Genomic DNA, 22,458 nt, shown 5'->3' with positions numbered 1-22,458 from the left:
AAGATCGAGGAGTATTTTATGAGTGAAATCCGCCCGACGAATTTTTCGAGTGTGTGGTCCGACTTACGTGGGGTGACCTTTTCGCAAGGTTATCTGGAAGCAGGAGGTATCCGCACGCGTTACATTCAATCCGGCGATCCGTCGAAGCCCTTGGTGCTTGCGTTACACGGGGTGGGTGGACATGCGGAGGCCTATTCCCGCAATTTCGGACCTCATGGTGAACATTTCTGGTTCGTTGCCATCGACATGCTCGGGCATGGTTGGACTGACCAGCCGGCGATAGATTACCAGGTCAAGGACTATGCGGAACATGTGCTTGCTGTTCTCAAAGCTCTCGGCCGTTCGAGTGCGATGTTCACTGGCGAGTCCCTGGGGGGCTGGGTCGCGACATATCTCGCGGTTCACCATCCAGAAGCCGTTGAGCGGCTGGTTCTGAACACGTCAGGTGGCTGGACGGCTCATCCTGAAGTCATGGCTCGTCTCAAGAAGCTGTCGAACGAGGCCGCCTCGGATCCTTCGTGGGAACGCATCAAGGCTCGCCTTGAATTCCTGATGTGCGACAAGTCGATGGTTTCCGATGATCTGATCGAAACGCGACGCGCGATCTACGCCCAGCCGGAGTTCGAGGCCACGATGGCGCGGATCATGTGCCTGCAGGACATGGAAATCCGGCGTCCTAACATGATTACCGAGGCACAATATCGCTCGATCAAGGCTCCGTCTCTGGTCGTTTGGACGTCGCATGACCCCACGGCTACGCCGGAAGAAGGGAAGCAGATCTCGGAAATGATCCCAGGCGCCCAGTATGTCGTTATGAACGAATGTGGCCATTGGCCCCAGTTCGAAGACGCCGACGAGTTCAATCGTCTCCATATAAACTTTCTTTTGGGACGATCCTGATGGCCGGGCCCTATGAACAGACCGCGCGCGCGTTGCGTGATGCCTACACCAACGGTGCGATCCCCCCCCTGCGTGATGCCTTGGAGCCCACGGACGCTGCTGGCGCCTATGCGGTGCAAGAGATCAACACCCGCTATTGGGAAGCGCAGGGCCGGCGCATTGTCGGGCGCAAGGCGGGGCTGACCGCGAAGGCGGTACAGGCGCAGCTAGGCGTAGACCAGCCCGATTTCGGAGTGCTGTTCGAAGACATGCAGGTGGCTGATGGCGGGAGGCTCGATCCCGGCAAGTGCCTGCAGCCCAAGGCCGAGGCGGAGATCGCCTTCGTGCTGGCGTCAGATTTGCCTTCGGCACAGACGACGCCTGCCGATGTCGCTGCGGCAGTGGGCGCGGTTCACGCGGCGATCGAGATCGTCGATTCCCGCATTGCTGACTGGAAGATTACGTTCGCCGATACCGTGGCCGATAATGGCTCGTCGGCCTTCTTTATTCTGGCTGATGAAGGCCTTCTGCTGGCCGGGCTCGACCTTGAAGGCGCGGCGATGGAGATGAGCTTCAATGGGAAGGTCGTCTCTACAGGGGTGGGTTCAGCGGCACTTGGCAACCCGCTCAATGCGGCGGCGTGGCTCGCCTGCACACTAGCCTCGCGCGGCGAGCCACTGAAGGCGGGCGATATCCTGCTGGCAGGAGCCCTCGGTCCGATGGTGGCGCTGACCCCGGGCGATGTCATCCATGCGCGCATCGCCGGGATCGGCGCATGCGGCTTCACATACAAAGGCGTTTGAGATGACGAAGACCAAGGTCGCGATCATTGGTTCCGGCAATATCGGCACCGACCTGATGATCAAGGTGATGCGCCTGTCCTCGGTGTTGGAGATGGGTGCGTTTGTCGGCATCGACCCGGAATCCGACGGGCTGAAGCGCGCTCAGCGCATGGGCGTGCCCATCACCGCCGACGGCATTGACGGCCTTGTCGCCATGCCCGAGTTCGTGGACATCGGCATAGTGTTCGATGCGACCTCGGCCGGAGCGCACAAGCATCACGACGCGGTGCTGCGCGCCCATGGCAAGCGGGTGGTCGACCTCACCCCGGCTGCAATCGGCCCCTATGTCATTCCGCCGGTCAACGGCGAGGCAGCGCTCGATGCCCCCAATGTTAACATGGTGACCTGTGGCGGGCAGGCGACTATCCCGATTGTCGCGGCAGTGAACCGGGTGGCCAAGGTGCATTATGGCGAGATCGTCGCCTCGATCGCATCGAAGAGCGCAGGCCCCGGCACGCGCGCCAATATCGACGAGTTCACCGAGACTACCAGCCAGGCGATCATGGACGTAGGCGGCGCAACCCGCGGCAAAGCGATCATCGTCCTCAACCCGGCCGAACCGCCCCTGATCATGCGCGACACTGTCTATTGCCTATGTGACGATGCTGACCAGGAGGCGATCCGCCAATCGGTCCACGACATGGTCGCAGAAGTGCAGAGCTACGTTCCCGGCTATCGCCTGAAGCAGGCTGTGCAGTTCGAGCATATCGGCTCCAACCGGCCACTGCGCATTCCCGAGATGGATGGCGAGTTCACCGGCCTCAAGGTCTCGGTCTTTCTCGAGGTAGAAGGCGCGGCGCATTACCTGCCCGCCTATGCCGGCAATCTCGACATCATGACCTCGGCGGCGCTGAAGACCGCCGAGAAGATCGCGCTGCGGATGCGTGAAGGAGCAGCGGCATGACTTTCGACCCCATCACCCAGAAGCTCTACATTCAGGACGTCACTCTCCGCGACGGGATGCACGCGATCCGCCACCAGTACGGGCTCGACCACGTGCAGGCGATTGCCCGCGCGCTCGACCGGGCCAAGGTCGATGCGATCGAGGTTGCGCACGGCGACGGGCTGCAAGGCTCCAGCTTCAACTACGGCTTTGGCGCACATACAGACTGGGACTGGATCGGGGCGGTGGCCGAGGTGCTGGAGCATTCGGTGCTGACTACCTTGCTGCTCCCCGGCATCGGCACGGTGCATGACCTGAAGCATGCTTACGAGATGGGCGTGCGCTCGGTCCGCATCGCGACCCATTGCACCGAGGCGGATGTCTCCAAGCAGCATATCGAAGCGGCGCGCAGCCTGGGCATGGATGTCTCGGGCTTTCTGATGATGAGTCACATGACCGGCCCCGAGGCGCTGGCCCAGCAGGCCTTGCTGATGGAAAGCTACGGCGCGCATTGCGTCTATGTCACCGACAGCGGCGGGGCGATGAGCATGGACGACTACGCCGCGCGCGTTGCCGCCTATGACAGGGTGCTGAAGCCCGAGACACAGCGCGGTGTGCACGCGCATCACAATCTGAGCCTTGGCGTCGCCAACTCCATCGTCGCCGTGCAAAACGGCGCAATGCGCGTCGATGCCAGCCTGGCCGGGATGGGCGCGGGCGCGGGCAACGCGCCGCTCGAAGTCTTCATCGCCGCTGCCGACCGCATGGGCTGGAACCATGGCTGCGACCTTTACGCGTTGATGGATGCGGCAGAAGACCTCGTCCGCCCCTTGCAGGACCGCCCGGTCCGGGTCGACCGCGAGACGCTCACGCTGGGATACGCCGGGGTCTATTCAAGCTTCCTGCGACATGCCGAGAAGGCCAGCGCCGATTACGGCGTCGATACCCGCTCGATCCTCGCCGAGGTTGGCCGTCGCAAGATGGTCGGCGGGCAGGAAGATATGATCGTCGATATCGCCCTCGACCTTTCGAGGTCACAGGAAATGCGGAATTCACAGTGAATTGATGGGGGTGGGAAGCTACCGAGATTGCCTCTCGAATTGCGGCACATCCGCTATGTGGTGGCTGCCGCAGACCATGGCAGCTTCCGCCGCGCTGCGGCCGCTCTTGGCATTCAGGAGTCGGCTGTCAGCCGCAGGATTCGTGATCTTGAAGATCGACTGGGCACGGCATTCTTCATCCGCTCTCCTGGCGGCGTAAAGCTGACACATGCGGGCAGGCAATTCGTCCAGCGTGGGCGCAAAGCGTTGTCAGAGATTGGCCTAGCAAAGGCTGAAGTCTCAGCCATCGGGCGCGGAGATGATGGTCACCTGAAGATTGGCATATTCTCATCATTGGCGTCAGGGTTCCTCTCCGAACTGGTCCGGGCCTTTGGCGACCGATACGCGGCGGTCCAACTCACTTTCATCGATGGCAATCCGGCTGAGCATCTTGCGGCAATCCGCCAGCACCAGTTGGATGTCGCCTTCATTACCGGCTCCGGCTCTTGGCCAGGATGTGCCAGTCAGCATCTCTGGTCGGAACGAATCTTCGCGGTCCTGCCCACGCATCATCCCCGCGCGGGCGACCTCATGGTCAAATTCGAGGATCTGGCCCATGAGCCGTTCATGGTGAGCGAGGCTGCACCGGGAGAGGAAATCCACGACTATCTGGTTCAGCGACTTGCCGGTCTTGGAAGGCACCCGGACATTCATCAACACCTGGTTGGGCGGGACAATCTGATGCAATTGGTGGCACTCGGGCGCGGACTGACGGTCACGAGCGAGGCCACCACTGGAGCACAGTTCCCCGGCGTTGTGTTCAGACCCATCGAGGATGAAGTTCTCCCCTTCTGCGGAGTTTGGTCGGATGGCAATGACAACCCCGCGCTGGCGGGCCTTCTCGACCTAGCCCGATCCATGACCAGCGCCGACGAACAATCCGCCTTCAGCTTCCTGTTCCCCGAAAAGGGAGAAAGCGATCTTTAGGACCTCTCGGTCTCGAGGGGACCAACAGTGAGAGGCCCGGTTGTCCCGTGTCCGAAATCTGCATGCGGATTTCGGACAAGCCAGTCCAGGCTATCATTCTCCGTTTCGGCGTTCGGCATCACGCCTGGCTTTGGCAAAGCCCCGGTCTGAGGCCACGAAGCGCTCGAGCATGGGAACGATCAGGCGGATGGGATCGCCGCTCGCCTGCCCCGCTTCGCGACCCAGGATAGCCGCATAGGCCACGAGGTCGCGGTGTAGGCTCGCCGGCAATTCCAATGTGATCTTGACCGGCTTGTCGTCTGCGATCGGCCCCAATTTCAGCTTTGCCATCTCAGCCTCCGTAGGGTTCAAGGACAAGGTCGCGGGTCACCATTACCCGGACCGGGAAGCCGGGCCTGATGGTCAAAGTGGGCGCGATTCCGAGCTGCCGGCTGACGATCTGCTGGCCAGTCTGGCTGATGCTGTTCGAAGCCCCCGTGCGCAGCGCCTGCACCAGGCTGCTCTCGTTCTGGCTTGTACCCGCCTCAGCACCCACCGAAAGCAGCGTCGAAAGCGCCGCAGCCTTGAACATCTCGCCCCAGTGGAAATCGACGCCATCTTCCAGGCCGGCATAGCCTTCGGCGTTGGCGCCGGGTTGCCGTTCAAGGACGATGGAGCGTCCGTCTGGCATGATGAGGCGGCTCCAGACCAGCAGGACCCGGCGCTGGCCGAAGCCGACGCCGCTGTCATACTGGCCGATGATCCGCGTTCCTTGAGGCACCAAGAGGATGCGACCAGTGGGGCTGTCATAGACGTTCTGCGTGACCTGCGCGGTGATCTGGCCGGGCACGTCGGAGCGGATTCCGGTGATCAGGGCAGCGGGAATGACAGCGCCCGCCTGAAGGACATTGGCAGAGGCAGGCGCCATGACCCGGTCGGGCGCAATCGTGCGCTTGTCGGGTGTTTGCCCGAGGAACGCGAGTTGGCGGTCCTGCGCCGTCGGTGTGGCCGGCTGCGGCGCAAGACCGAGACCGGCAAGGTCGGTCGGGGCTGCACCGGACTGCGGGGCAGGCGAAGCATTCCCGGTGACCGCCTGGGAAGCCGAGAACAGGCGAGCCGTCCGTGCCGCCTCCAATTCCTGACGGCGGCGTTGAATTTCAGGATCGGGACCGGTTGGCGCGGCGGCTTGCGGCGCCATGCCAGGTGTAGGAACTGGCTGGCCGTTATTCTGGGCATTGAGAATTGGTCGCCCAAGGTCGCCCGGAAGCGGCGGCCCAAGCCGCGGGACCGCACTATAGTCCTTGGGTAGCCCCGCCAAGCCATCCGGAGCGCTGCGACCATCCGTCGTGTAGAGTTCCTCGGTCGCCTTGCCGCCGTGCTGGGCCTGGAGCGCGTAGATCAGCGTGCCCCCAATTCCGAGGCCGGTCACGATACCGACCCCGGCCAGCACCTTGCGCGACAGGCGTGTCACACGAGGCGGTTCTGGCCGCAGTCGCATGCGCGCGACCGGCTCGCCGACAAGCGGCAGTGCGTTATCATCACCGTCCGCGTCCGGCAGGGCAGAACCCTGCGGCGCTCCACCGTCTCCCTTTTCGGGTTCCTTCTGTTCGGTCACGATGCCGGCCTCCCGTCGGTACGGGAGATCCGGACCCGCTGCTGGTGCTTGCCGGACCCGAAGCGTAGTTCCGCGGCTGCAAAGAGCCGGTCAACGATCATGTAGTTGGCGCGGACCCGGTAATTCACCAGTTCGGAGGTGTTGCCTTCAGGGCCGACCACGAAGATCGGCGGCATCTCCCCTTGGGCAACACCGCGCGGGAATTCGATGAAGACCTGGCGACCATCGTCAAATGCCCGCAGTGGCTTCCACGCCGCCCGATCGCCCACGATGTCGTAGCGGAAATTGACGCGGGCGAGATCAATGCCCGACGCTACGGGCTCGGCGGCCCTTGCCTCGGCGTTCTGACGGCGAAGCGCAATGAGCTGGTCTTGCGGATACTGCCACGAGACAGAGGCCATGTAGGTCTTCTCGGTCGAGCGCAGCTCGATGTGATAGGTGCGCTGGGTGGTGTTGATGACGAGGTTGGTCATCAGCGAGGCGCGCGTCGGTTTGACGAGGATGTGGACCTGCCGCGCTGAGCCGATGCCGCTTTCGGTATCACCGATGATCCAGCGCACCGTGTCACCGGCCGCGACCGGGCCGGCACCGACGAGTTGTTCGCCGGGTTGCAGGCTGATGTCGGTGATCTGCCCCGGCGCGGTATAGACCTGATAGAGCGCCCCATCGACAAACGGGTAGACCTGGATGGCGTTGATGAAGCCGTTCCTGACAGGCTGCATTCGTGCTGCGGCATTGGCGGCGTTCACGCGAGAGGCCGGGTCGGGCGAGTCGGGCGGTGGCGACCCGTCCCTGCCGACCGGCTTCAGCTGCCCCGGCAAGGGTAGAACCTGTGGGAGTTCCACGACCTTGATCGGCAACGGTGGTTCGACCGATTGCACGGCGGCCGGGGCATCGTCGAAACTGATGGCGGGCGGCTTCTGCACCGTGGCACAGCCGCCGAGCGTTGACGTGCAAAGCAGCAGGGGCAGCGCGGAGTTCCGCACGGCCGGGATGACAGCGAAGAGGAAAGCCGGGAAATCCACACTCGGGCTCAAGGCATTGCGCAAGGTGGGTTTCATTGTCCAAGCTCCTTCGACCAGTTGATGGCGTTGACGTAGATGCCGAGCGGATTGGCCCGGAGTTTCTCGGGATCGCGGGGCGGTTGCACGGCGATGGTGAGGATGGCGGTCCAGCGTTCCGTCGCTGCGAGCGCGCCGTCCTGATAGGTGCGCTGGACCCAGGCCACGCGGAACGAGGTCGGCGATGCCCTGATCACGCTGGAAACGTCGATCGCCACCTGCGTCTTGCCGACCTTGGCGAAGGGATCATTGGCACGGGCATAATCGCCCAGCGCCAGCGCCCCGGCCTGAGTGGTGAAGTCGTAGGCGCGCAGCCAGTTCTGGCGCACGATGATCGGGTCGGCGGGGATGCTCCTGACCTGCTCGATAAAGCGCGCGAGATAGAACGCGATCTGCGGGTCGCTCGGCTGATAGTCGGCGGTCGCTGGAGCAACAGCCTGAGCCTGTCCAAGATGGTCGACCTGCACCACCCAGGGTACGATGGAGCCGCTGGCGGTCTGCCAGACCAGTGCCGCCGAAAGGCCTGCCGACAGGGTGAGTAAGCCGAAGGCCATGAGCCGCCAGTTGCGGGCCTGGACGCGGGCCGACCCGATGCGGTCATCCCAGATCTGTGCAGCGCGCTGATAAGGCGTCTCGGGCGTGGGCAATTTACCGTAATGGGTCGAGGGGCGTTTGAAGATGCTCATGGGTCAGTCGCTTTCGGAAAGGTTGATAGAAGCGCCGCCGCCGTGGCTGTCGCCGGCTTTGACGGCGTGGGCGGCGACCTGGACGCCTTGGGAAAGCTGCTGATTGCGCTTCATGCGCTTGGCCCAATCGGGCTGGCCTTCCGGGGGCGGCGATGAAGTGGTTGCGGCGGGGTCGCCTTCGGTGGCTCCGCCAGCGATCCCGGCGGCGGCATCAGCACCCGCCTGATAGCTGGACTTGAAGCTGTCGGCGGTTTTCGAAGCGGCCCGTTTGAACGGTGAAGCGGCGGCTTGAGCGCCGGTGCTGGCGACACTGCCGAGGCCCGAAGCGACGCTGGCAACGCCGGTCTTTTCGGCCGCACCCAAACTATAGGCGGTCGATGCTCCTCCTGCGAGCGTTGCACCGCCGCGCGCGGCGGCAGCGGCCCCGCTTGCCAATGCGGCCCCGCCTGATGCGACCGCTCCGGCAGCGGCTGCCCCGGCAACGGCCATGCCGCCGGCGGCGAGGCCGGTCCCGACAGCAGCGCCTGCACCGAGTTGCGGTCCGCCCGAGACGATGCCGTTCGCAATGCCCGGTCCGAAGATGCCAAGGCCGAGCAGCGACAGGGCGGCAAGAACGATGGCCATGGCCTCGTCGATCGTTGGCGTCGCACCGCCGAAGCCTGCTGTGAACTCGGAGAACAGCGTCGAGCCGATGCCGACGATGACGGCGAGCACCAGGACTTTGATGCCAGACGAAATCACATTGCCGAGCACGCGTTCGGCCATGAAGGCGCTTTTGCCGAAGAGGCCGAAGGGTATGAGCACAAAGCCTGCGAGCGTCGTCAGCTTGAACTCGATCAGGGTGACGAAAAGCTGGATCGCAAGGACGAAGAAGGCGAGCAGCACCAGCGCCCAGGCGAAGAGCATGACGGCGATCTGGATGAAGTTCTCGAAGAAGGACCAGTAGCCCATCATGTTGGAGATCGAGTCGAGCAGCGGCCGCCCGGCATCGAGCCCAGTCTGCGCGACCTTGCCGGGGCTGAGGAGGTCGGCGGTGCTGAAGCCCGATCCGCTCGCCTTGAGACCAAGGCCGGCGAAGCTTTCGAAGACGATACGGGCGAGGTTGTTCCAGTTGCCGATGATGTAGGCGAACATGCCGACGAACAGCGTCTTCTTGATCAGGCGCGCCATGATGTCGTCGTCGGCACCCCACGACCAGAACAGCGCGGCAAGCGTCACGTCGATGACGACCAGCGTCGTGGCAATGAATGCGACTTCGCCGTGCAGGAGACCGAAGCCGCCGTCGATGTAGCGGGTGAAGACCTCGAGAAAATGGTCGATGACGCCGGTGCCGCCCATGTCAGCGGACCTCCGTGGGATCGGATGCAGACTGCTCCGGCTCAGATCCGAGGAAGCGACGGCGATTGTCGGCCCAGGCCTTCAGGCATTGCGGATCGTGTGCACCGGCCTCGCCCGCCTCGGAGCAGCGGGCAAGCTGCGCGTCGAGTGGATCTTGGGTAACGATGGATGGCACCTTTGCCGATGTCGTCCCCGGCGCTGGATCGCGGCGGCTCATGTCGATCGCGGTTGCCGTGACCGCGAGGGCCAAGAAAACAACGGCGCCGATGCGTGCGAGGGTCTTGCCGTCCATCGTCTGACCTCAATTGCCCGACTGGAACATCTTGGCGTTGCCGGGTTGATAGCCGGTTCCGGGCGTCAGGAATCGGCGGCGCTGTTCCTGACCCTGTGCCGCCGCAGCCGCCTGTTCAGCCGACTGGAGCGCCTGCGCCCGGCCGTTGGCCGCGATGAGCGCGGTGAGGTCGGCCAGTTGCTGTGCCTGAAGTGCGAGGAGCTGGTTTCCGGCTTGTGCTGCCTGCAAGGCTCCGGTTGCGCCCTGGCTCTGGCTGATGAGCGCCGACATCTGGGTACGGTTGGTGTCGATATTGCCAACGACACCGGCCTGCACGCGCATGGCATCCTGCAAGCCGCCCACCGTATTCTGCCAACGCGTGCGCGCATCGGCGATGAGCTGGGTATCGCTCGGCGACATGGCGGTGCTGCCATATTTGAGCTGAAAAGCGCGGTCGATCGACTGCACGTCATAGGCGATGTTCTGGGCCTGGCTCAGCAGCGACTGGGTGCGCTGTACCGACTGCTGGAGCTGCTGGAGCGCTGAATAGGGCAGGCTTGCGAGGTTGCGGGCCTGATTGATCAGCGACTGCGCCTGATTTTGGAGTGAGGTGATCTGGTTCGTGATCTGCTGGAGCGATCGCGCCGCCGTCAGCACATTTTGCGCGTAGTTCGAGGGGTCGTAGACGATCCCGCCGAACCCGAATTGTGCGTAAGCCGGCGCTGCCAGTATCGGAGTGAGGGCCACAGGGGCGACAAGCAGCGCGGCAATGAGCCGAACGCTGCGCGAGCGGCGCAGTTTCATGGGGCTTTGTCCTGGTTTGTGAGGTTGGGGACGAGGTCAGCGGCCCAGCCGAGCCCGCGGTGTTGAAGCCATTGGATAAGGAAGGCTTCGCGTCCGTGCTCGCTGAGGATCTTGGCAATGGCAGCCTGATCGGTCTTCGATGAGGCAGCGCAGAGCGCCAGTGCGACGTCGGACAGACCCAGCTCGAACAGCCGGTTGCCGCGCCGGGACTGGCAGTAATAGTCGCGCTTGGGGGCTGCCCTCGCGATGATCTCGATCTGGCGATCGTTGAGCCCGAAGCGGCGATAGATGGCCGTGATCTGAGGCTCGATCGCGCGTTCATTGGGGAGGAGCAGCCTAGTCTGGCAGCTCTCGATGATGGCGGGCGCGATCGGCGAGCCGTCGATGTCGGACAGTGACTGTGTGGCGAAAACGACGCTGGCGTTCTTCTTGCGCAGTGTTTTCAGCCATTCGCGCAGCTGGCTGGCGAATCCCTCGTCGTCGAGCGCGAGCCAGCCTTCGTCGATGATGATGAGCGTTGGCGATCCGTCGAGCCGGTCTTCGATCCGGTGGAAGAGATAGGCCAGGACCGCCGATGCCGCTCCGGTGCCGATCAGTCCCTCGGTCTCGAACGCCTGCACTGTGGCGCTGCCGAGATATTCGGCCTCGGCATCGAGCAGGCGGCCGTAGGCGCCGCCGACGCAATAGGGACGAAGCGCCTGTTTCAGGTCATTGGACTGGAGCAGGACCGCAAGGCCTGTGACGGTCCGCTCATCGACGGGAGCTGAGGCCAGTGAGGTTAGCGCGGTCCAGACATGCTCCTTCACATCGGGCGTCATTGCCACGCCTTCGCGCGTCAGGATCGCGCCGATCCAGTCGGCAGCCCAGCCGCGTTCGGCGAGATCATCGACCCGCGAGAGCGGTTGCAGGTTGACCGAGGTTTCTGCGGCGTCGGTGAGACCGCCACCGAGATCGTGCCAGTCGCCGCCCATGGCGATCGCGGCTGCCCGGATCGAACCGCCGAAATCGAAGGCGAAGACGTGGGCTCCGGTATAGCGGCGGAACTGGAGCGCCATGAGCGCAAGAAGAACGGACTTGCCCGCGCCCGTTGGGCCAACGACGAGCGTGTGCCCGACATCGCCGACGTGAAGGGAAAACCGGAACGGGGTCGAGCCTTCGGTCTTGCCGAAGAGCAGTGGGGGGGCTGCAAAATGCTCGTCCCGTTCCGGCCCCGCCCACACCGCTGACAAGGGTATCATGTGGGCGAGGTTCAAAGTGCTGATGGGCGGCTGCCGGACGTTGGCGTAGACATGCCCCGGCAGGGAGCCGAGCCAAGCATCGACCGCGTTGATGGTTTCCGGGCTGGCGGTGAAATCGCGGCCCTGGATGATCTTCTCGACAAGGCGCAGCTTTTCATCGGCGGTGCGCGGATCGGTATCCCAGACCGTCACGGTCGCTGTGACATAGGCCATGCCTGCATAGTCCGCCCCGAGTTCCTGGAGTGCGAGGTCGGCGTCGGCGGCCTTGTTCGCCGCGTCGGTATCGACCAGGATCGATGCCTCGTTGGTCATTACCTCTTTCAGGATTGCAGCGACGCTTTTGCGCTTGGCGAACCATTGCCGCCTGATCTTGGTCAGCAGCTTAGTCGCATCGGTCTTGTCGAGCAGGATCGCGCGGGTTGCCCAGCGATAGGGAAATGCCAAACGATTGAGTTCGTCGAGTAGACCGGGCGTCGTGGCCGTGGGAAAGCCCGTGATGGTGAGAACGCGCAAATGCGATGCGCCGAGGCGCGGCTCGAGGCCGCCGGTAAGCGGCCGATCGGCGAGCAGCGCGTCGAGATACATCGGCGTTTCAGGGACGCGGACCCGATGGCGTTTGGTCGATACGCAGCCGTGGAGGTAGGTCAGCGTCTCGGCATCATCGAGCCAGCGGCATTCGGGCATGAAGGTTTCGATCAGTCGCAGGATGCGATCGGTGCGGTCGGCAAAACCAGAGAGCACTTCGAATGGCGCGATGCCGGAATGCTCCCGGCCCTCATAGAGCCAGCTTTCCGCGCGGGAGGCGTCTTCCGCCGGTGGCAGATAGCAGATGGTGAGGAAGTAGGCGGACTCGAAGTGTGCGCCGGCTTCCTCGAAATCGGCCTTGCGCTCGGCATCGACCAGCGCCGAGGCCGCGTCGGGAAACCGGCTGTCAGGGTAATGGGCAGCGGCGTGGCGATCGGCCTCGACGAAGATCGCCCAGCCCGATCCGAGGCGGCGGAAGGCGTTGTTGAGCCGCCCTGCCACGGCCACCAGTTCGGCAGGCACCGCGGAATCGAGGTCCGGTCCTCGGAACTGAGCCGTGCGCTGAAAGCTTCCGTCCTTGTTGAGGACCATCCCTTGGCCAACCAAAGCCGCCCAGGGCAGGAAGTCTGCGAGCCGGCTGTTGCGATTGCGGTATTCGGCGAGGTTGAACACGGATCGGCGCTCCTCAGACGGAAAGATGGCCGGGGATGCGCAAATGGCGGCGCACCACATCGACAAAGAGCGGATCGCGCTTGGCGGCCCAGACGGCGACGACATGGCCGACTGCCCAGATGCCAATGCCGACGAGCCAGAGGCGCAGGCCAAGGCCCACGGCGCCTGCGAGCGTGCCGTTCAGGATGGCGAGACCGCGCGGCGCCCCGCCCAGAAGGATCGGCTCGGTCAGCGCCCGGTGAACCGGGACCGTATAGCCTGCGATCTCGCCGCCTTGTTCGACACCGCCGATCATCAGACGAGCGCTCCGCCGCCGAACGAGAAGAACGAGAGGAAGAAGCTCGAAGCGGCAAAGGCGATCGAGAGACCGAAGACGATCTGGATCAGACGGCGGAAACCGCCCGATGTGTCGCCGAACGCCAGCGTCAGTCCGGTGGTAATGATGATGATCACTGCGATGATCTTGGCGACAGGGCCTTCGATCGACTGGAGGATGGATTGCAACGGGGCTTCCCAGGGCATCGAGGAGCCGGAAGCGTGGGCAGCAGGCGCCATCACGGCACTGAGGACAAGCGCAGACAGGGCCGTTGTCAGGCGGCGACAGGAACGATGGGCAAGCGCATTCATGGGCAGGCTCCTTCTTTGGGCCGAGGGATGATGGGTGTGACGTGGTAGTCGCCGTCCGGCCCCAGGCCCTCGACGAGGGCCAGTTCGACAAGGCGGCGAGAAGCACCGCGACCCGCGAGGACGGCGATGAGATCGATCGTTTCCGCGATCAGCGCGCGGGGCACGGTGACGACTGCTTCCTGGATGAGCTGCTCCATCCGCCGCAGTGCGCCGATGGCGCTGCCGGCGTGGATCGTGCCGATCCCGCCGGGATGGCCGGTCCCCCAGGCTTTCAGGAGATCGAGGGCCTCGCTCCCGCGCACCTCGCCGATAGGAATGCGGTCAGGACGCAGGCGGAGCGACGAGCGCACGAGTTCGGACAGTGAGGCGACACCATCCTTGGTGCGCATGGCGACTAGGTTCGGCGCGGCGCATTGCAACTCGCGCGTGTCCTCGATGATGACGACGCGGTCGTCAGTCTTCGCGACTTCGGCCAGGAGCGCGTTGGTAAGCGTGGTCTTGCCGGTCGAAGTGCCGCCCGCGACGAGGATATTGGCGCGTGCGGCAACACCTGAGCGCAAGGCCTCGGCTTGATCGCTCGCCATAATCCCCGCAGCGACATAGTCAGCCAGCGTAAAGACCGCGACGGCGGGTTTCCGGATCGCGAAGGCGGGCGCGGCGACGACAGGCGGGAGCAGCCCCTCGAACCGCTCCCCCGTTTCGGGAAGCTCGGCGGATACGCGCGGCGAACTGGCGTGCACTTCGACGCCGACATGGTGTGCAACGAGGCGGACGATGCGCTCGCCATCGGCCGCAGAGAGGTATTCGCCGGAATCGGAAAGCCCTTCCGACAGGCGGTCGACCCAGAGCCGTCCGTCAGGATTGAGCATGACTTCGACGACCGACGGGTCTTCGAGCAAGCGGGCAATGGCGGGACCGAGCGCTGTGCGCAGCATGCGCGCGCCGCGTGCCGACCTTTGCGAATTGTGGTGTGAAGCCGCCATCGGGTTCCCCGTGTCACCGGGGAGAACAGGCGCTCCCCGGCTTGGGGATGATTAAGAGAGCCAGAAATTCGGCCGGTTCAACAGCTTTCGGTCGTAGTAGAAGCGTGGCGTGCAAATACAGGGAAACGGCGGAGTTCCGGCGATCTGGGAAGGCAGCGGGGCGACGCGCAGTGCCTTGGTCGCCTGTAACAGAGCACGGATAAGCGCTCGGCATCGCCAATAGCTTGAGGTTCTGCCGGCAGGTCTGGAAATGACCGCCATAGCCGTCAGGAATGGGCTTCATGACTGCCTACACGGTCATTCCATTGTTTTTTAACATAGTTGCTGGTATTGACCGTTATCGCGGTCGAGAAATGGCCTTATGACCGCCATAACCGGCATTGAGGTTCATGTGACTAACCATCCCCGCCCATATTCCCGCGTGACGCGTGAAGCGCTGACCATGATGGGCGGACTCATTCGCCTCGCACGTAAACAGCGCAAGATGTCGGAGGCTGATTTGGCGGCCCGCGCAGGTATCGCGCGCAGCACGCTGCAACTGATCGAAAAGGGGCACCCCAAGGTAGAAATCGGGCTGGTGTTCGAGGCTGCGACGCTGGTGGGTGTACCGCTCTTTGTTGACGAGCCTTCGCGGCTTGCTCCCGAGATTTCCAGGGTCAACGACAAGCTGGCGCTCCTTCCGCAGTCGGTGCGGCGTCCTCGCTCGGAGGTGAAGGATGACTTCTGATCGCCCTCAGCCCACCACTACGGCTCACGATCCGATCGCGCCCGCCACGGAAGCTTTCGTGTGGATATGGCTGCCGGGCGCGCTTGAGCCCGTCATTGCCGGGAGGATCGAGTTGGATGGTGGCCTCTATGCCTTCAACTACGGCCGTTCCTATCTCGAACGCGCCAACGCCATACCGATCTATGCACCGGAGCTGCCACTCCAGCGCGGCAGGATATTGCCCGAAGCACCACTCGACATGGCCGGGTGCTTGCGCGACGGCGCGCCGGACGCATGGGGGCGCCGGGTCATCATCAATCGTCTGACGGGCCTTGGCGGTGAGGCCGCGCACAATGTCGAGTTCGACGAACTGACCTTCATGCTCAATTCGGGTTCCGATCGCATTGGCGCGCTCGATTTCCAGACCTCAGCCGACAAGTATCAGCCCCGTGAGCAGGATAATGCGACGCTTGAGGAACTACTGGAAGCGGCCGAACGGGTCGAGCGCGGCGAACCCATTCCCCCGGCTCTGGACAAGGCGCTGTTCCACGGGAGTTCGATAGGCGGCGCACGTCCCAAGGCCTTGATCCAGAATGGCGAAGACAAGTTCATCGCCAAATTCTCAGCCACCAATGATACCATGGCCGTGGTGAAGGCCGAGTTCGTTGCGATGCGCCTGGCGGCAGAAGTGGGCCTCGACGTCGCGCCCGTTCAACTGACGCAGGCGAGCGGCAAGGATGTCCTCCTAGTGCGCCGCTTCGACCGCAAATGGAACGGCACTGGCTGGACTCGCCGGGCAATGGTCTCTGCCCTGACGATGTTTGGCCTCTCCGAAATGCAGGCCCGCTATGCGAGCTATGTCGATCTCGCAGAGATGGTGCGCGCGCGCTTCACCGATCCGCAAGCGACTCTGCGCGAACTGTTCGGGCGGATGGTCTTCAACGTGCTGACAGGCAATACCGACGACCACGCCCGCAACCATGCGGCCTTCTGGGATGGTGCCAGCCTCACACTCACCCAGGCATACGACATATGCCCGCAGCCACGAAATGGCCGGGTGGCCAATCAGGCGATGCTGGTGAATGGTGAGGACAAGCGCAGCCTGCTGGAAAGCTGCCGCCTATCGGCGCCGAATTTTCTGCTCAGCGACCGCGATGCCCGTGATCTGATCAACGACCAGATCGTCAAGATCGCCCGGTTGTGGCCCAATATCTGCGAGGAAGCCGCACTGAGCGAAGTTGATCGCGGATATCTGTGGCGCCGCCAGTTCCTCAATGATTACGCCTTCGAAGGGTATGTCGATGGAGTGCCGCAACTTTGAGTGCAATGCACCGCACAAATGGGAATCCCAAGGTCCGAAAAACCGACATCGACGGCTCAGCGACCAAGTTGCTGGGGTTTCTGGAGAGAAACAGGCTCGAAAGGATCTTCGACTACCCCTTCGGATATTCCTACCCGCAGAATTGCTGCGAGAGCGTGTCGCTCATGCTGACCTACCTCCTCGAAGAGAAATATCGCCTCGACAACGTCTGCATTATCAAGGGATCGAAGGCTTGTGGATATGATCACCATTTCTGGGTCATGGTAGGTGACTGGAACTACGATCTGACCGCTCACCAATTCGCCGGCCGCAAGCCGCGGATCGGCGTTCTCGCCGATCCCTTGTTCCTCTCCTTTCCTGAGTGGAACATCGAGAATAAGCGGGAGTTCGTGGAGCGGTCGGAAGTCGTTGCCGCATTCCGCAGTGGGGTCATTCCGTTTTGAGCGGATGAGATGGCGAAGCACCGCTACCTTCAACCGCGCGTTCCTCTGGGATTTCCTGACGCAGCCTCGGTCCCTTGGCCAACCGTCGGCCGAGTGCCGTGACAAAGGCGTCGTAGCGTTCGCCGGCTTTGGCCCGGGCAGCATGGGCCGCCGGTTCTGGCAAGGCAGGTGTGGTCGCCAGCCAGAAGCGGATGAAAACCGCCAAGGTCTCGATTCCAATGCCCACATCGCGTTCCGTTCGCGCCATACGTCGATCGAGCTGATCGAGCCGTTTAGCGAAAGCCGCTTCGCGTCGGTCGGCAGCATCCGGCGAAAGGAACGAAGCGATGGCCGCTTCCGCTACCAACGACTGTGACTGATTGCGACGTGCGGCATAATCCGCCAGCATCGTCATGACATCAGGGTCGAGATAAACGGAAATCTGCGCCTTCTTCTTGCGGATGGTCATCTGTCAGATCTCAATCCCGTCGCCGAGGTCGAGCGAAGCTTGACGCGCTACGCCCTGCATGATCCCGGTCAATGCGCGGTTTCGTGCAGCCAGATCGTCTCCATCATCATTGTGCTCGCTGTCGATCTCGAACTCATTGGGGATAGGCTGCGGGCTCTCCGCGGGCTTGGCCAGACTCAATTCGGGCTGATGGCGGCGCTCGGAATCCGTAGGATCATCATCCCCACCACCAGTCAGCATTGCCTCTGGGACCGCCGGCGGCGCTGGCAACGCCAATCCGGTCCAGTCGTCCGCCTGCCCTTGTTTCGGTACGTCCAGTTCAGGCGGCGGCAATATGCGCTCTCTGAAACGGGAGTCCTCGAAATAGCGGGCTTTCATGGCCCGGATCGGGGGAATGCCCGCAGCCATGACGATTTCATCGGCGGGCGGAAGCTGCATGATCTCGCCCGGTGTCAGCAAGGGACGCGCGGTTTCGGATCGCGACACCATCAGATGCCCGAGCCAGGGCGAGAGGCGGTGCCCGGCATAATTGCGCATGGCCTTCATTTCAGTGGCGGTGCCGAGCGCATCCGAGACACGCTTGGCGGTGCGCTCGTCGTTTGTCGCGAAGCTCACCCGGACATGGCAATTGTCGAGGATCGAGTTGTTCGGACCATAGGCCTTCTCGATCTGGTTCAACGACTGCGCGATGAGGAAGCTCTTCAGTCCGTAGCCTGCCATGAACGCCAGCGCGCTTTCGAAGAAGTCGAGGCGGCCAAGCGCGGGAAACTCGTCCAGCATCAAGAGCAAGCGATGCCGGTGGCACTTGGCTTGCAAGTCCTCCGTGAGCCGGCGTCCGATCTGGTTGAGCAGGAGCCGAATGAGCGGCTTTGTCCGGTTGATGTCGGATGGTGGGATGACGAGATAGAGCGTGGTCGGATGCTTTCCGCTTACGATGTCGGCGATCCGCCAGTCGCAGCGCCGGGTCACGGCGGCGACCACCGGGTCCCGGTAGAGGCCGAGGAACGACATGGCGGTCGACAGCACACCTGATCGCTCGTTGTCCGATTTGTTGAGCAATTCGCGGGCAGCACTGGCGATGACGGGATGTGGGCCGACCTTGCCCAGATGCGCCGTCGTCATCATTGCAGCGAGCGTCGATTCGATAGGGCGCTTGGGATCGGACAGGAAGGCAGCGACGCCGGCGAGCGTTTTGTCGGCTTCGGCGTAAAGGACGTGGAGGATCGCGCCGACCAGCAGGGCGTGGCTGGTTTTCTCCCAGTGGTTGCGCTTCTCAAGGCTGCCTTCGGGATCGACCAGAATGTCCGCGATGTTCTGGACGTCGCGCACTTCCCATTCGCCGCGCCGAACTTCGAGCAGTGGATTGTAGGCGGCGGACTTTGCATTGGTCGGGTCAAACAGCAGCACGCGCCCGAAACGCGCCCGAAAGCCCGCAGTAAGTTGCCAGTTCTCGCCCTTGATGTCGTGGACGATGGCAGAACCCGGCCATGCCAGCAGCGAGGGCACGACCAGGCCGACGCCCTTACCCGAGCGGGTCGGTGCAAAGCACAGCACATGCTCAGGGCCATTGTGCCGCAAATACTCGTGCTGAAAGCGGCCGAGAACGACACCATCGGGACCAAGCAGGCCTGCGGAGCGAACCTCACCGGGTTCTGCCCAGCGCGCCGAGCCATAGGTCTCGACCTTCTTCGCTTCGCGCGCACGCCAGACTGACATGGCGATGGCGACGACAACCGAAATCAGGCCACCGGAGGCAGCGATATAGGCCCCCTCGACGAAGATGGCTGGTGCATAGGCATCGAAGCCGTACCACCACCAGAAGAACGAGGGCGGCAGATAGAAGGGGAAACCGAAAAGCCGGAACCATGGCGCGCCCAATTCTGGCTGGAATGCCAGGCGCCAGGCCACCCATTCCGTCGCTGCCCATGTCGTAGTGAGCACGATCAGGATGACGGTAATGACCTGGCCCCACAGTATCTTGGTCGCGGACATAAAAATGGTCCTTTCGTATGTGATGGATCAGAGACCGAGCCCCCGCTTGCGGGCGAAGCTCCAGTCGATGCCGCCGTCGCCCCGCGCCACGCCGGAAACGTGGCGACCGAGGTGCTTTTCAAGGGCGGGCGTCCAGGGCACGAGCTGGAAGCCGAGACCATCATCGAGCATTGCGAAGCGGCCAGACGCCAACGTCATGCGCTGTCGGTAAGTCCCGGCCACATATTCGCCGTTGCTTGCGTGGTTGAAGGGCTTGCCGGTCTCGGCGGAGAGCCTGTCCCCAAGAGCGTCCAATTCTTGCCGCCGAAGCGTATCGATGAGATTGCGCGCGAACCGAACCTGCACACCGTGTCGCTCGGCGAGCCCTTGGCCGATCAGATGTTCGGCACGGCGGCCCAGTGCTTCACGCACGTCGCCACCGAAGCCGCCTTCTGACAAGCTGGCTGGTTCCTTGGCGATGGCTTGTCGGTCGAGCCAGGTCGCACCGGCGGCTTTGATCTGATGGTCGATGTCAAGGTCTGATCGGATGGCCAGTGCTACACGCCGCATCCCACGCGCGTCATCAAAGGCACGTAGTTCGACGATGGAGCCTGGCGTGCAAGCACCAGCGGCATCAAGGTCGGACAGCCTGATGTGATGGGCTCTCCCATCGATGCCGTCGACCACCGCATAGGCGGTGCCCTTCAATTCATCGTCGAGCCCGCGCGTCACCAGCCGGCCCACAACCGGCTGGTCGAAAAGCTCGGCGGCAAGTACGTAACTGGCAGCGGCGCGTTCTATGCCGCGTTCGGTCAGTGCCCGGTGCATGCGCTTGATGATGTCGCCGCGCTCGCCGATTTCGCGCAAGGTTGCCTCGGCCCTGGCCCCGATGGACCATTGGCCGGGACCGATCTGTTCTGCGAGCCCGAACGCCTCCAATTTGCGGAGGCGACCGACTTTGAGAGACTGGAACGGATCAGGCTCCCCGCCGGGCAGCGGCGCCACGTCGATGACACCGTTCATGCCGCCATCACGAACCAATTGCCGGTCGAGCTGAGTCCACCGCTCCGCGCCGATCTGATGTTCGAGGGTCCGACGAATCTCGAGGTCGGTGCGCGGCCCCAATTCCTGGGTGATGAGGTCGCGCGCCCGATCGCGCATGCCTTCCTTGATGTAGTCCCGGGCGATGACCAGATCCTGCCCGTCGTCACGTACACCGCGCACGATGAGGTGGACGTGGGGATGTTCGGTGTTCCAATGATCGACGGCGGCCCAATCGAGCCTCGTGCCGAGATCCTTTTCCATCTGCGCTACCAACTCGCCGGTGAAACTTTGGAGATCCGACATCTCCAGTGCGTCATCGGGTGAAACGATGAACCGGAAATGGTGGCGGTCATCCTGACAGCGCTCAGCGAACGCCCCGCCTTCGACGTTGCTCTTATCCGGACCGAACAGACGGGCTTTCTCGCCATCGCGGGTAACGCCTTCGCGGCGCAGATAATCGAGATGGGTCGTAAGCGGCGCGCTGCGTGCATTGTGCCGGACGATGCGCGCCTTGACGACGGCGCCGCGTGTTCGTGCGGTTATGAGCCTGTTGGCCTGGATGCTGGCGCGCTGTCCTCGGCCGAAACGCGAGGTATTTCTCGTCTTGATGCGGCCAGCCCGGGAGATGCCGCCGCCAGCTCGCTCGGCTGCCGCCAAGGCTTGGGCGATGAATGGCCGTGCGCGCTGCGAGCCCGATGAACGAATGCGGCCAGGGCGGATGCGAAATTCGCGGTCATCGGCCATCGGTGCACCGAACAATGTGCAAAAAGCGATGGATAAACAGACTGTTAGGTAGGTTCGGCACCTTGCCAATACCCGGCACAAGGTGTGCAAGGGCCACAAAAACCTCGAAAAAGCAACCAACCGACCGGGGCGCAACGTGCACCCTTTTATCCTGCCCTCCCTCGGTTGTGGGCGCAGTCTCCCCCCATCTCCCGCTATCCTTCGAGAGAATGCGATTGGGTGAGGTGTCGATCATTGAGGTCCTGCCCCTGCAGTCCGCGCAACGAAGAGGCCGTGGGTTTGCTTGGCTGGAGCGGTGTCGGCACGTTGCAGAGGCTCGATACCTTGCGCGTCAGCTGGCTCTGCCGTCAGCGCACCGGAGACGTCACGGCGCCCGACGAAGATCGGCGAACGTGTCCAAGCGAAGCGATCGACCATCGCAATTGTCGGAGTGCTTGCAACGCGATTCTGCCCGATCGCGGGTGCGACCACAGCGACATAGGCGCGAGTTTCGGCGGGCAAAGGTCGCCCCCTGAGCGAAGCTTCATAGCGCCCGGGGCCGGCATTGTAGGCTGCTATCCAGCCAGGCGAGCCGTAGCGATCATACAGCTCACGGATGTATCCAGCGCCTGCGATGATGTTGTCGTGCGGATCGAAAGCGTCTGGTCCAAGGCGATGCCGTGCGCGCAAATAGTCCCATGTCACGGGCATGATCTGCATCAGGCCCATCGCCCCCATTGGCGAAATGGCGCGGGACTTTCCGCGACTTTCGGCATGCATGATGGCGTGCAGCCAGGCTGGAGGAAGCGCAAAGCGTGACGCCGCCTCGGTGATGAATTCGCTGAACGGAACTCCTGGCATCGCGCGTTCGGTCGCAGCCGATTGCGCGAGCGCGGCCGTCGGCAGGGAGCAGGCGCAAGTCAGGCCGGAAAGGAAAAGGAGTGCAGAGCGGTGCATGGCATCAATCCCGCGCATCGCGCCTGGAAATGCGATTCCAGTGCAGTGTCCAGGACGCACCGTCGGCGCCGGCGCGGAACAGATTGGCGCGAATGGGCTGCGGCAGAGCGGGATCGTCGATGATCAGCGCGATGAAGATGCCGGCACGCTCGCCGGCACGTTTCCAGCCCGCGCCAATCACGGGTCCGACCTCGATGCCGTCGTCAAGACGTATATGAATGCGAAAGTCCGGCGCATTTTCAGCATCAGACGGCTCGGCGGGCAGGATGCCGACTTCCTGGCAATGCGAGAAAGTATGGATACGTCCGACAAAGCCGTCCGCCGTTTCAGTGAAGGTGCCGATCTGTGGCATTGTAGGTCTCCTCGCGTTGCCGGTTGAGATGCTGTTTGGTGAGCGATGACGGGGCCGAAGGGG

24 protein-coding genes are annotated in these 22,458 nt (G+C 63.1%); 8 read left to right on the top strand and 16 right to left on the bottom strand.

All coding sequences use genetic code 11. The annotated features are described in order from the left end of the window. The first annotated feature begins 18 nt into the window (after positions 1-18). Genes LDN95_RS11080 through LDN95_RS11060 form a run of 5 tightly spaced genes read left to right on the top strand, consistent with a single transcriptional unit; the run spans position 19 to position 4,631 of the window. Positions 19-900, top strand: a complete 882-nt coding sequence (locus LDN95_RS11080) for an alpha/beta fold hydrolase (protein WP_226017733.1) — start codon at positions 19-21, stop codon at positions 898-900. Further along, positions 900-1,682, top strand: a complete 783-nt coding sequence (locus tag LDN95_RS11075) for a 2-keto-4-pentenoate hydratase (protein WP_226017732.1) — start codon at positions 900-902, stop codon at positions 1,680-1,682. Before LDN95_RS11080 ends, LDN95_RS11075 begins: the two co-directional genes overlap by 1 nt. Before the next feature lies 1 nt (position 1,683). Continuing rightward, on the top strand, positions 1,684-2,625 hold the full coding sequence (locus LDN95_RS11070) for an acetaldehyde dehydrogenase (acetylating) (protein ID WP_226017731.1): 942 nt from the start codon (positions 1,684-1,686) through the stop codon (positions 2,623-2,625). Beyond that, complete coding sequence (gene dmpG, locus LDN95_RS11065) at positions 2,622-3,665, top strand: 4-hydroxy-2-oxovalerate aldolase (protein WP_226017730.1); 1,044 nt, start codon at positions 2,622-2,624, stop codon at positions 3,663-3,665. Before LDN95_RS11070 ends, dmpG begins: the two co-directional genes overlap by 4 nt. Before the next feature lie 27 nt (positions 3,666-3,692). Next, positions 3,693-4,631 (top strand): LysR family transcriptional regulator, encoded by a 939-nt coding sequence (locus LDN95_RS11060; RefSeq protein WP_226017729.1) that lies wholly within the window; start codon positions 3,693-3,695, stop codon positions 4,629-4,631. Between the two features lie 93 nt (positions 4,632-4,724). On the opposite strand, the gene LDN95_RS11055 is transcribed toward LDN95_RS11060, so the two are convergent. The 11 genes from LDN95_RS11055 to trbB form a co-directional block, all read right to left on the bottom strand. Continuing rightward, a complete protein-coding gene (locus LDN95_RS11055) occupies positions 4,725-4,961 on the bottom strand; it encodes a DUF2274 domain-containing protein (protein ID WP_226017728.1) in 237 nt (78 codons plus the stop codon). Between the two features lies 1 nt (position 4,962). After that, positions 4,963-6,108 carry a TrbI/VirB10 family protein gene (locus tag LDN95_RS11050; protein ID WP_226017746.1) on the bottom strand — a complete coding sequence of 382 codons (1,146 nt, stop codon included), beginning with the start codon at positions 6,106-6,108 and terminating at the stop codon, positions 4,963-4,965. 113 nt (positions 6,109-6,221) lie between these two features. Beyond that, positions 6,222-7,286: a P-type conjugative transfer protein TrbG gene (gene trbG, locus LDN95_RS11045; RefSeq protein WP_226017727.1), complete on the bottom strand. Its 1,065-nt coding sequence runs from the start codon at positions 7,284-7,286 to the stop codon at positions 6,222-6,224. Further along, on the bottom strand, positions 7,283-7,972 hold the full coding sequence (trbF, locus tag LDN95_RS11040; RefSeq protein WP_226017726.1) for a conjugal transfer protein TrbF: 690 nt from the start codon (positions 7,970-7,972) through the stop codon (positions 7,283-7,285). The genes trbG and trbF overlap by 4 nt, the downstream gene beginning before the upstream one ends. A gap of 3 nt (positions 7,973-7,975) precedes the next feature. Next, a complete protein-coding gene (gene trbL, locus LDN95_RS11035) occupies positions 7,976-9,310 on the bottom strand; it encodes a P-type conjugative transfer protein TrbL (RefSeq protein WP_226017725.1) in 1,335 nt (444 codons plus the stop codon). Between the two features lies 1 nt (position 9,311). Next, positions 9,312-9,602 carry a putative entry exclusion protein TrbK-alt gene (gene trbK-alt / locus LDN95_RS11030; RefSeq protein WP_226017724.1) on the bottom strand — a complete coding sequence of 97 codons (291 nt, stop codon included), beginning with the start codon at positions 9,600-9,602 and terminating at the stop codon, positions 9,312-9,314. 9 nt (positions 9,603-9,611) lie between these two features. Continuing rightward, entirely contained in the window at positions 9,612-10,385 is a 774-nt protein-coding gene (gene trbJ / locus LDN95_RS11025) for a P-type conjugative transfer protein TrbJ (RefSeq protein ID WP_226017723.1), read from the bottom strand. Then, positions 10,382-12,820, bottom strand: coding sequence for a conjugal transfer protein TrbE (trbE, locus tag LDN95_RS11020; protein ID WP_226017722.1), 2,439 nt, complete (start codon positions 12,818-12,820; stop codon positions 10,382-10,384). The genes trbJ and trbE overlap by 4 nt, the downstream gene beginning before the upstream one ends. Before the next feature lie 13 nt (positions 12,821-12,833). Next, a complete protein-coding gene (locus LDN95_RS11015; protein WP_226017721.1) occupies positions 12,834-13,115 on the bottom strand; it encodes a VirB3 family type IV secretion system protein in 282 nt (93 codons plus the stop codon). Then, complete coding sequence (locus LDN95_RS11010) at positions 13,115-13,447, bottom strand: TrbC/VirB2 family protein (RefSeq protein ID WP_226017720.1); 333 nt, start codon at positions 13,445-13,447, stop codon at positions 13,115-13,117. The genes LDN95_RS11015 and LDN95_RS11010 overlap by 1 nt, the downstream gene beginning before the upstream one ends. Continuing rightward, the gene (gene trbB / locus LDN95_RS11005) at positions 13,444-14,430 is read right to left on the bottom strand and encodes a P-type conjugative transfer ATPase TrbB (RefSeq protein WP_226017719.1); all 987 of its coding nucleotides are present in this window, start codon (positions 14,428-14,430) and stop codon (positions 13,444-13,446) included. The genes LDN95_RS11010 and trbB overlap by 4 nt, the downstream gene beginning before the upstream one ends. Before the next feature lie 361 nt (positions 14,431-14,791). Between trbB and LDN95_RS11000 the strand changes: the two genes are divergently transcribed. The 3 genes from LDN95_RS11000 to LDN95_RS10990 are packed head-to-tail and all read left to right on the top strand — an operon-like array spanning position 14,792 to position 16,900. Continuing rightward, positions 14,792-15,157 carry a helix-turn-helix transcriptional regulator gene (locus LDN95_RS11000; protein ID WP_226017718.1) on the top strand — a complete coding sequence of 122 codons (366 nt, stop codon included), beginning with the start codon at positions 14,792-14,794 and terminating at the stop codon, positions 15,155-15,157. Next, positions 15,147-16,457, top strand: coding sequence for a type II toxin-antitoxin system HipA family toxin (locus tag LDN95_RS10995; protein ID WP_226017717.1), 1,311 nt, complete (start codon positions 15,147-15,149; stop codon positions 16,455-16,457). Before LDN95_RS11000 ends, LDN95_RS10995 begins: the two co-directional genes overlap by 11 nt. A 5-nt stretch (positions 16,458-16,462) precedes the next feature. Then, positions 16,463-16,900, top strand: a complete 438-nt coding sequence (locus LDN95_RS10990) for a hypothetical protein (protein WP_226017745.1) — start codon at positions 16,463-16,465, stop codon at positions 16,898-16,900. Here LDN95_RS10990 and LDN95_RS10985 read toward each other — a convergent pair. The 5 genes from LDN95_RS10985 to LDN95_RS10965 all read right to left on the bottom strand — a co-directional run bounded on the left by LDN95_RS10985 (position 16,887) and on the right by LDN95_RS10965 (position 22,395). After that, a complete protein-coding gene (locus LDN95_RS10985) occupies positions 16,887-17,348 on the bottom strand; it encodes a CopG family transcriptional regulator (protein WP_226017716.1) in 462 nt (153 codons plus the stop codon). The two genes, LDN95_RS10990 and LDN95_RS10985, sit on opposite strands and share 14 nt — an antisense overlap. Before the next feature lie 3 nt (positions 17,349-17,351). Next, positions 17,352-19,340 (bottom strand): conjugal transfer protein TraG, encoded by a 1,989-nt coding sequence (locus LDN95_RS10980; RefSeq protein WP_226017715.1) that lies wholly within the window; start codon positions 19,338-19,340, stop codon positions 17,352-17,354. Between the two features lie 27 nt (positions 19,341-19,367). Continuing rightward, positions 19,368-21,107: a VirD2 family relaxase/mobilization nuclease gene (locus tag LDN95_RS10975; RefSeq protein ID WP_226017714.1), complete on the bottom strand. Its 1,740-nt coding sequence runs from the start codon at positions 21,105-21,107 to the stop codon at positions 19,368-19,370. 231 nt (positions 21,108-21,338) lie between these two features. Beyond that, positions 21,339-22,043 carry a lytic transglycosylase domain-containing protein gene (locus LDN95_RS10970; RefSeq protein ID WP_226017713.1) on the bottom strand — a complete coding sequence of 235 codons (705 nt, stop codon included), beginning with the start codon at positions 22,041-22,043 and terminating at the stop codon, positions 21,339-21,341. 4 nt (positions 22,044-22,047) lie between these two features. Further along, positions 22,048-22,395 carry a DUF736 domain-containing protein gene (locus LDN95_RS10965; protein ID WP_226017712.1) on the bottom strand — a complete coding sequence of 116 codons (348 nt, stop codon included), beginning with the start codon at positions 22,393-22,395 and terminating at the stop codon, positions 22,048-22,050. Between the last annotated feature and the right edge of the window lie 63 nt (positions 22,396-22,458).

Source organism: Novosphingobium sp. FKTRR1, from assembly GCF_020404405.1.
Taxonomy (GTDB): Bacteria; Pseudomonadota; Alphaproteobacteria; order Sphingomonadales; family Sphingomonadaceae; genus Novosphingobium.
Note: the sequence above shows the minus strand (reverse complement) of the source record. Positions and strands in the feature narration are given on the sequence as shown.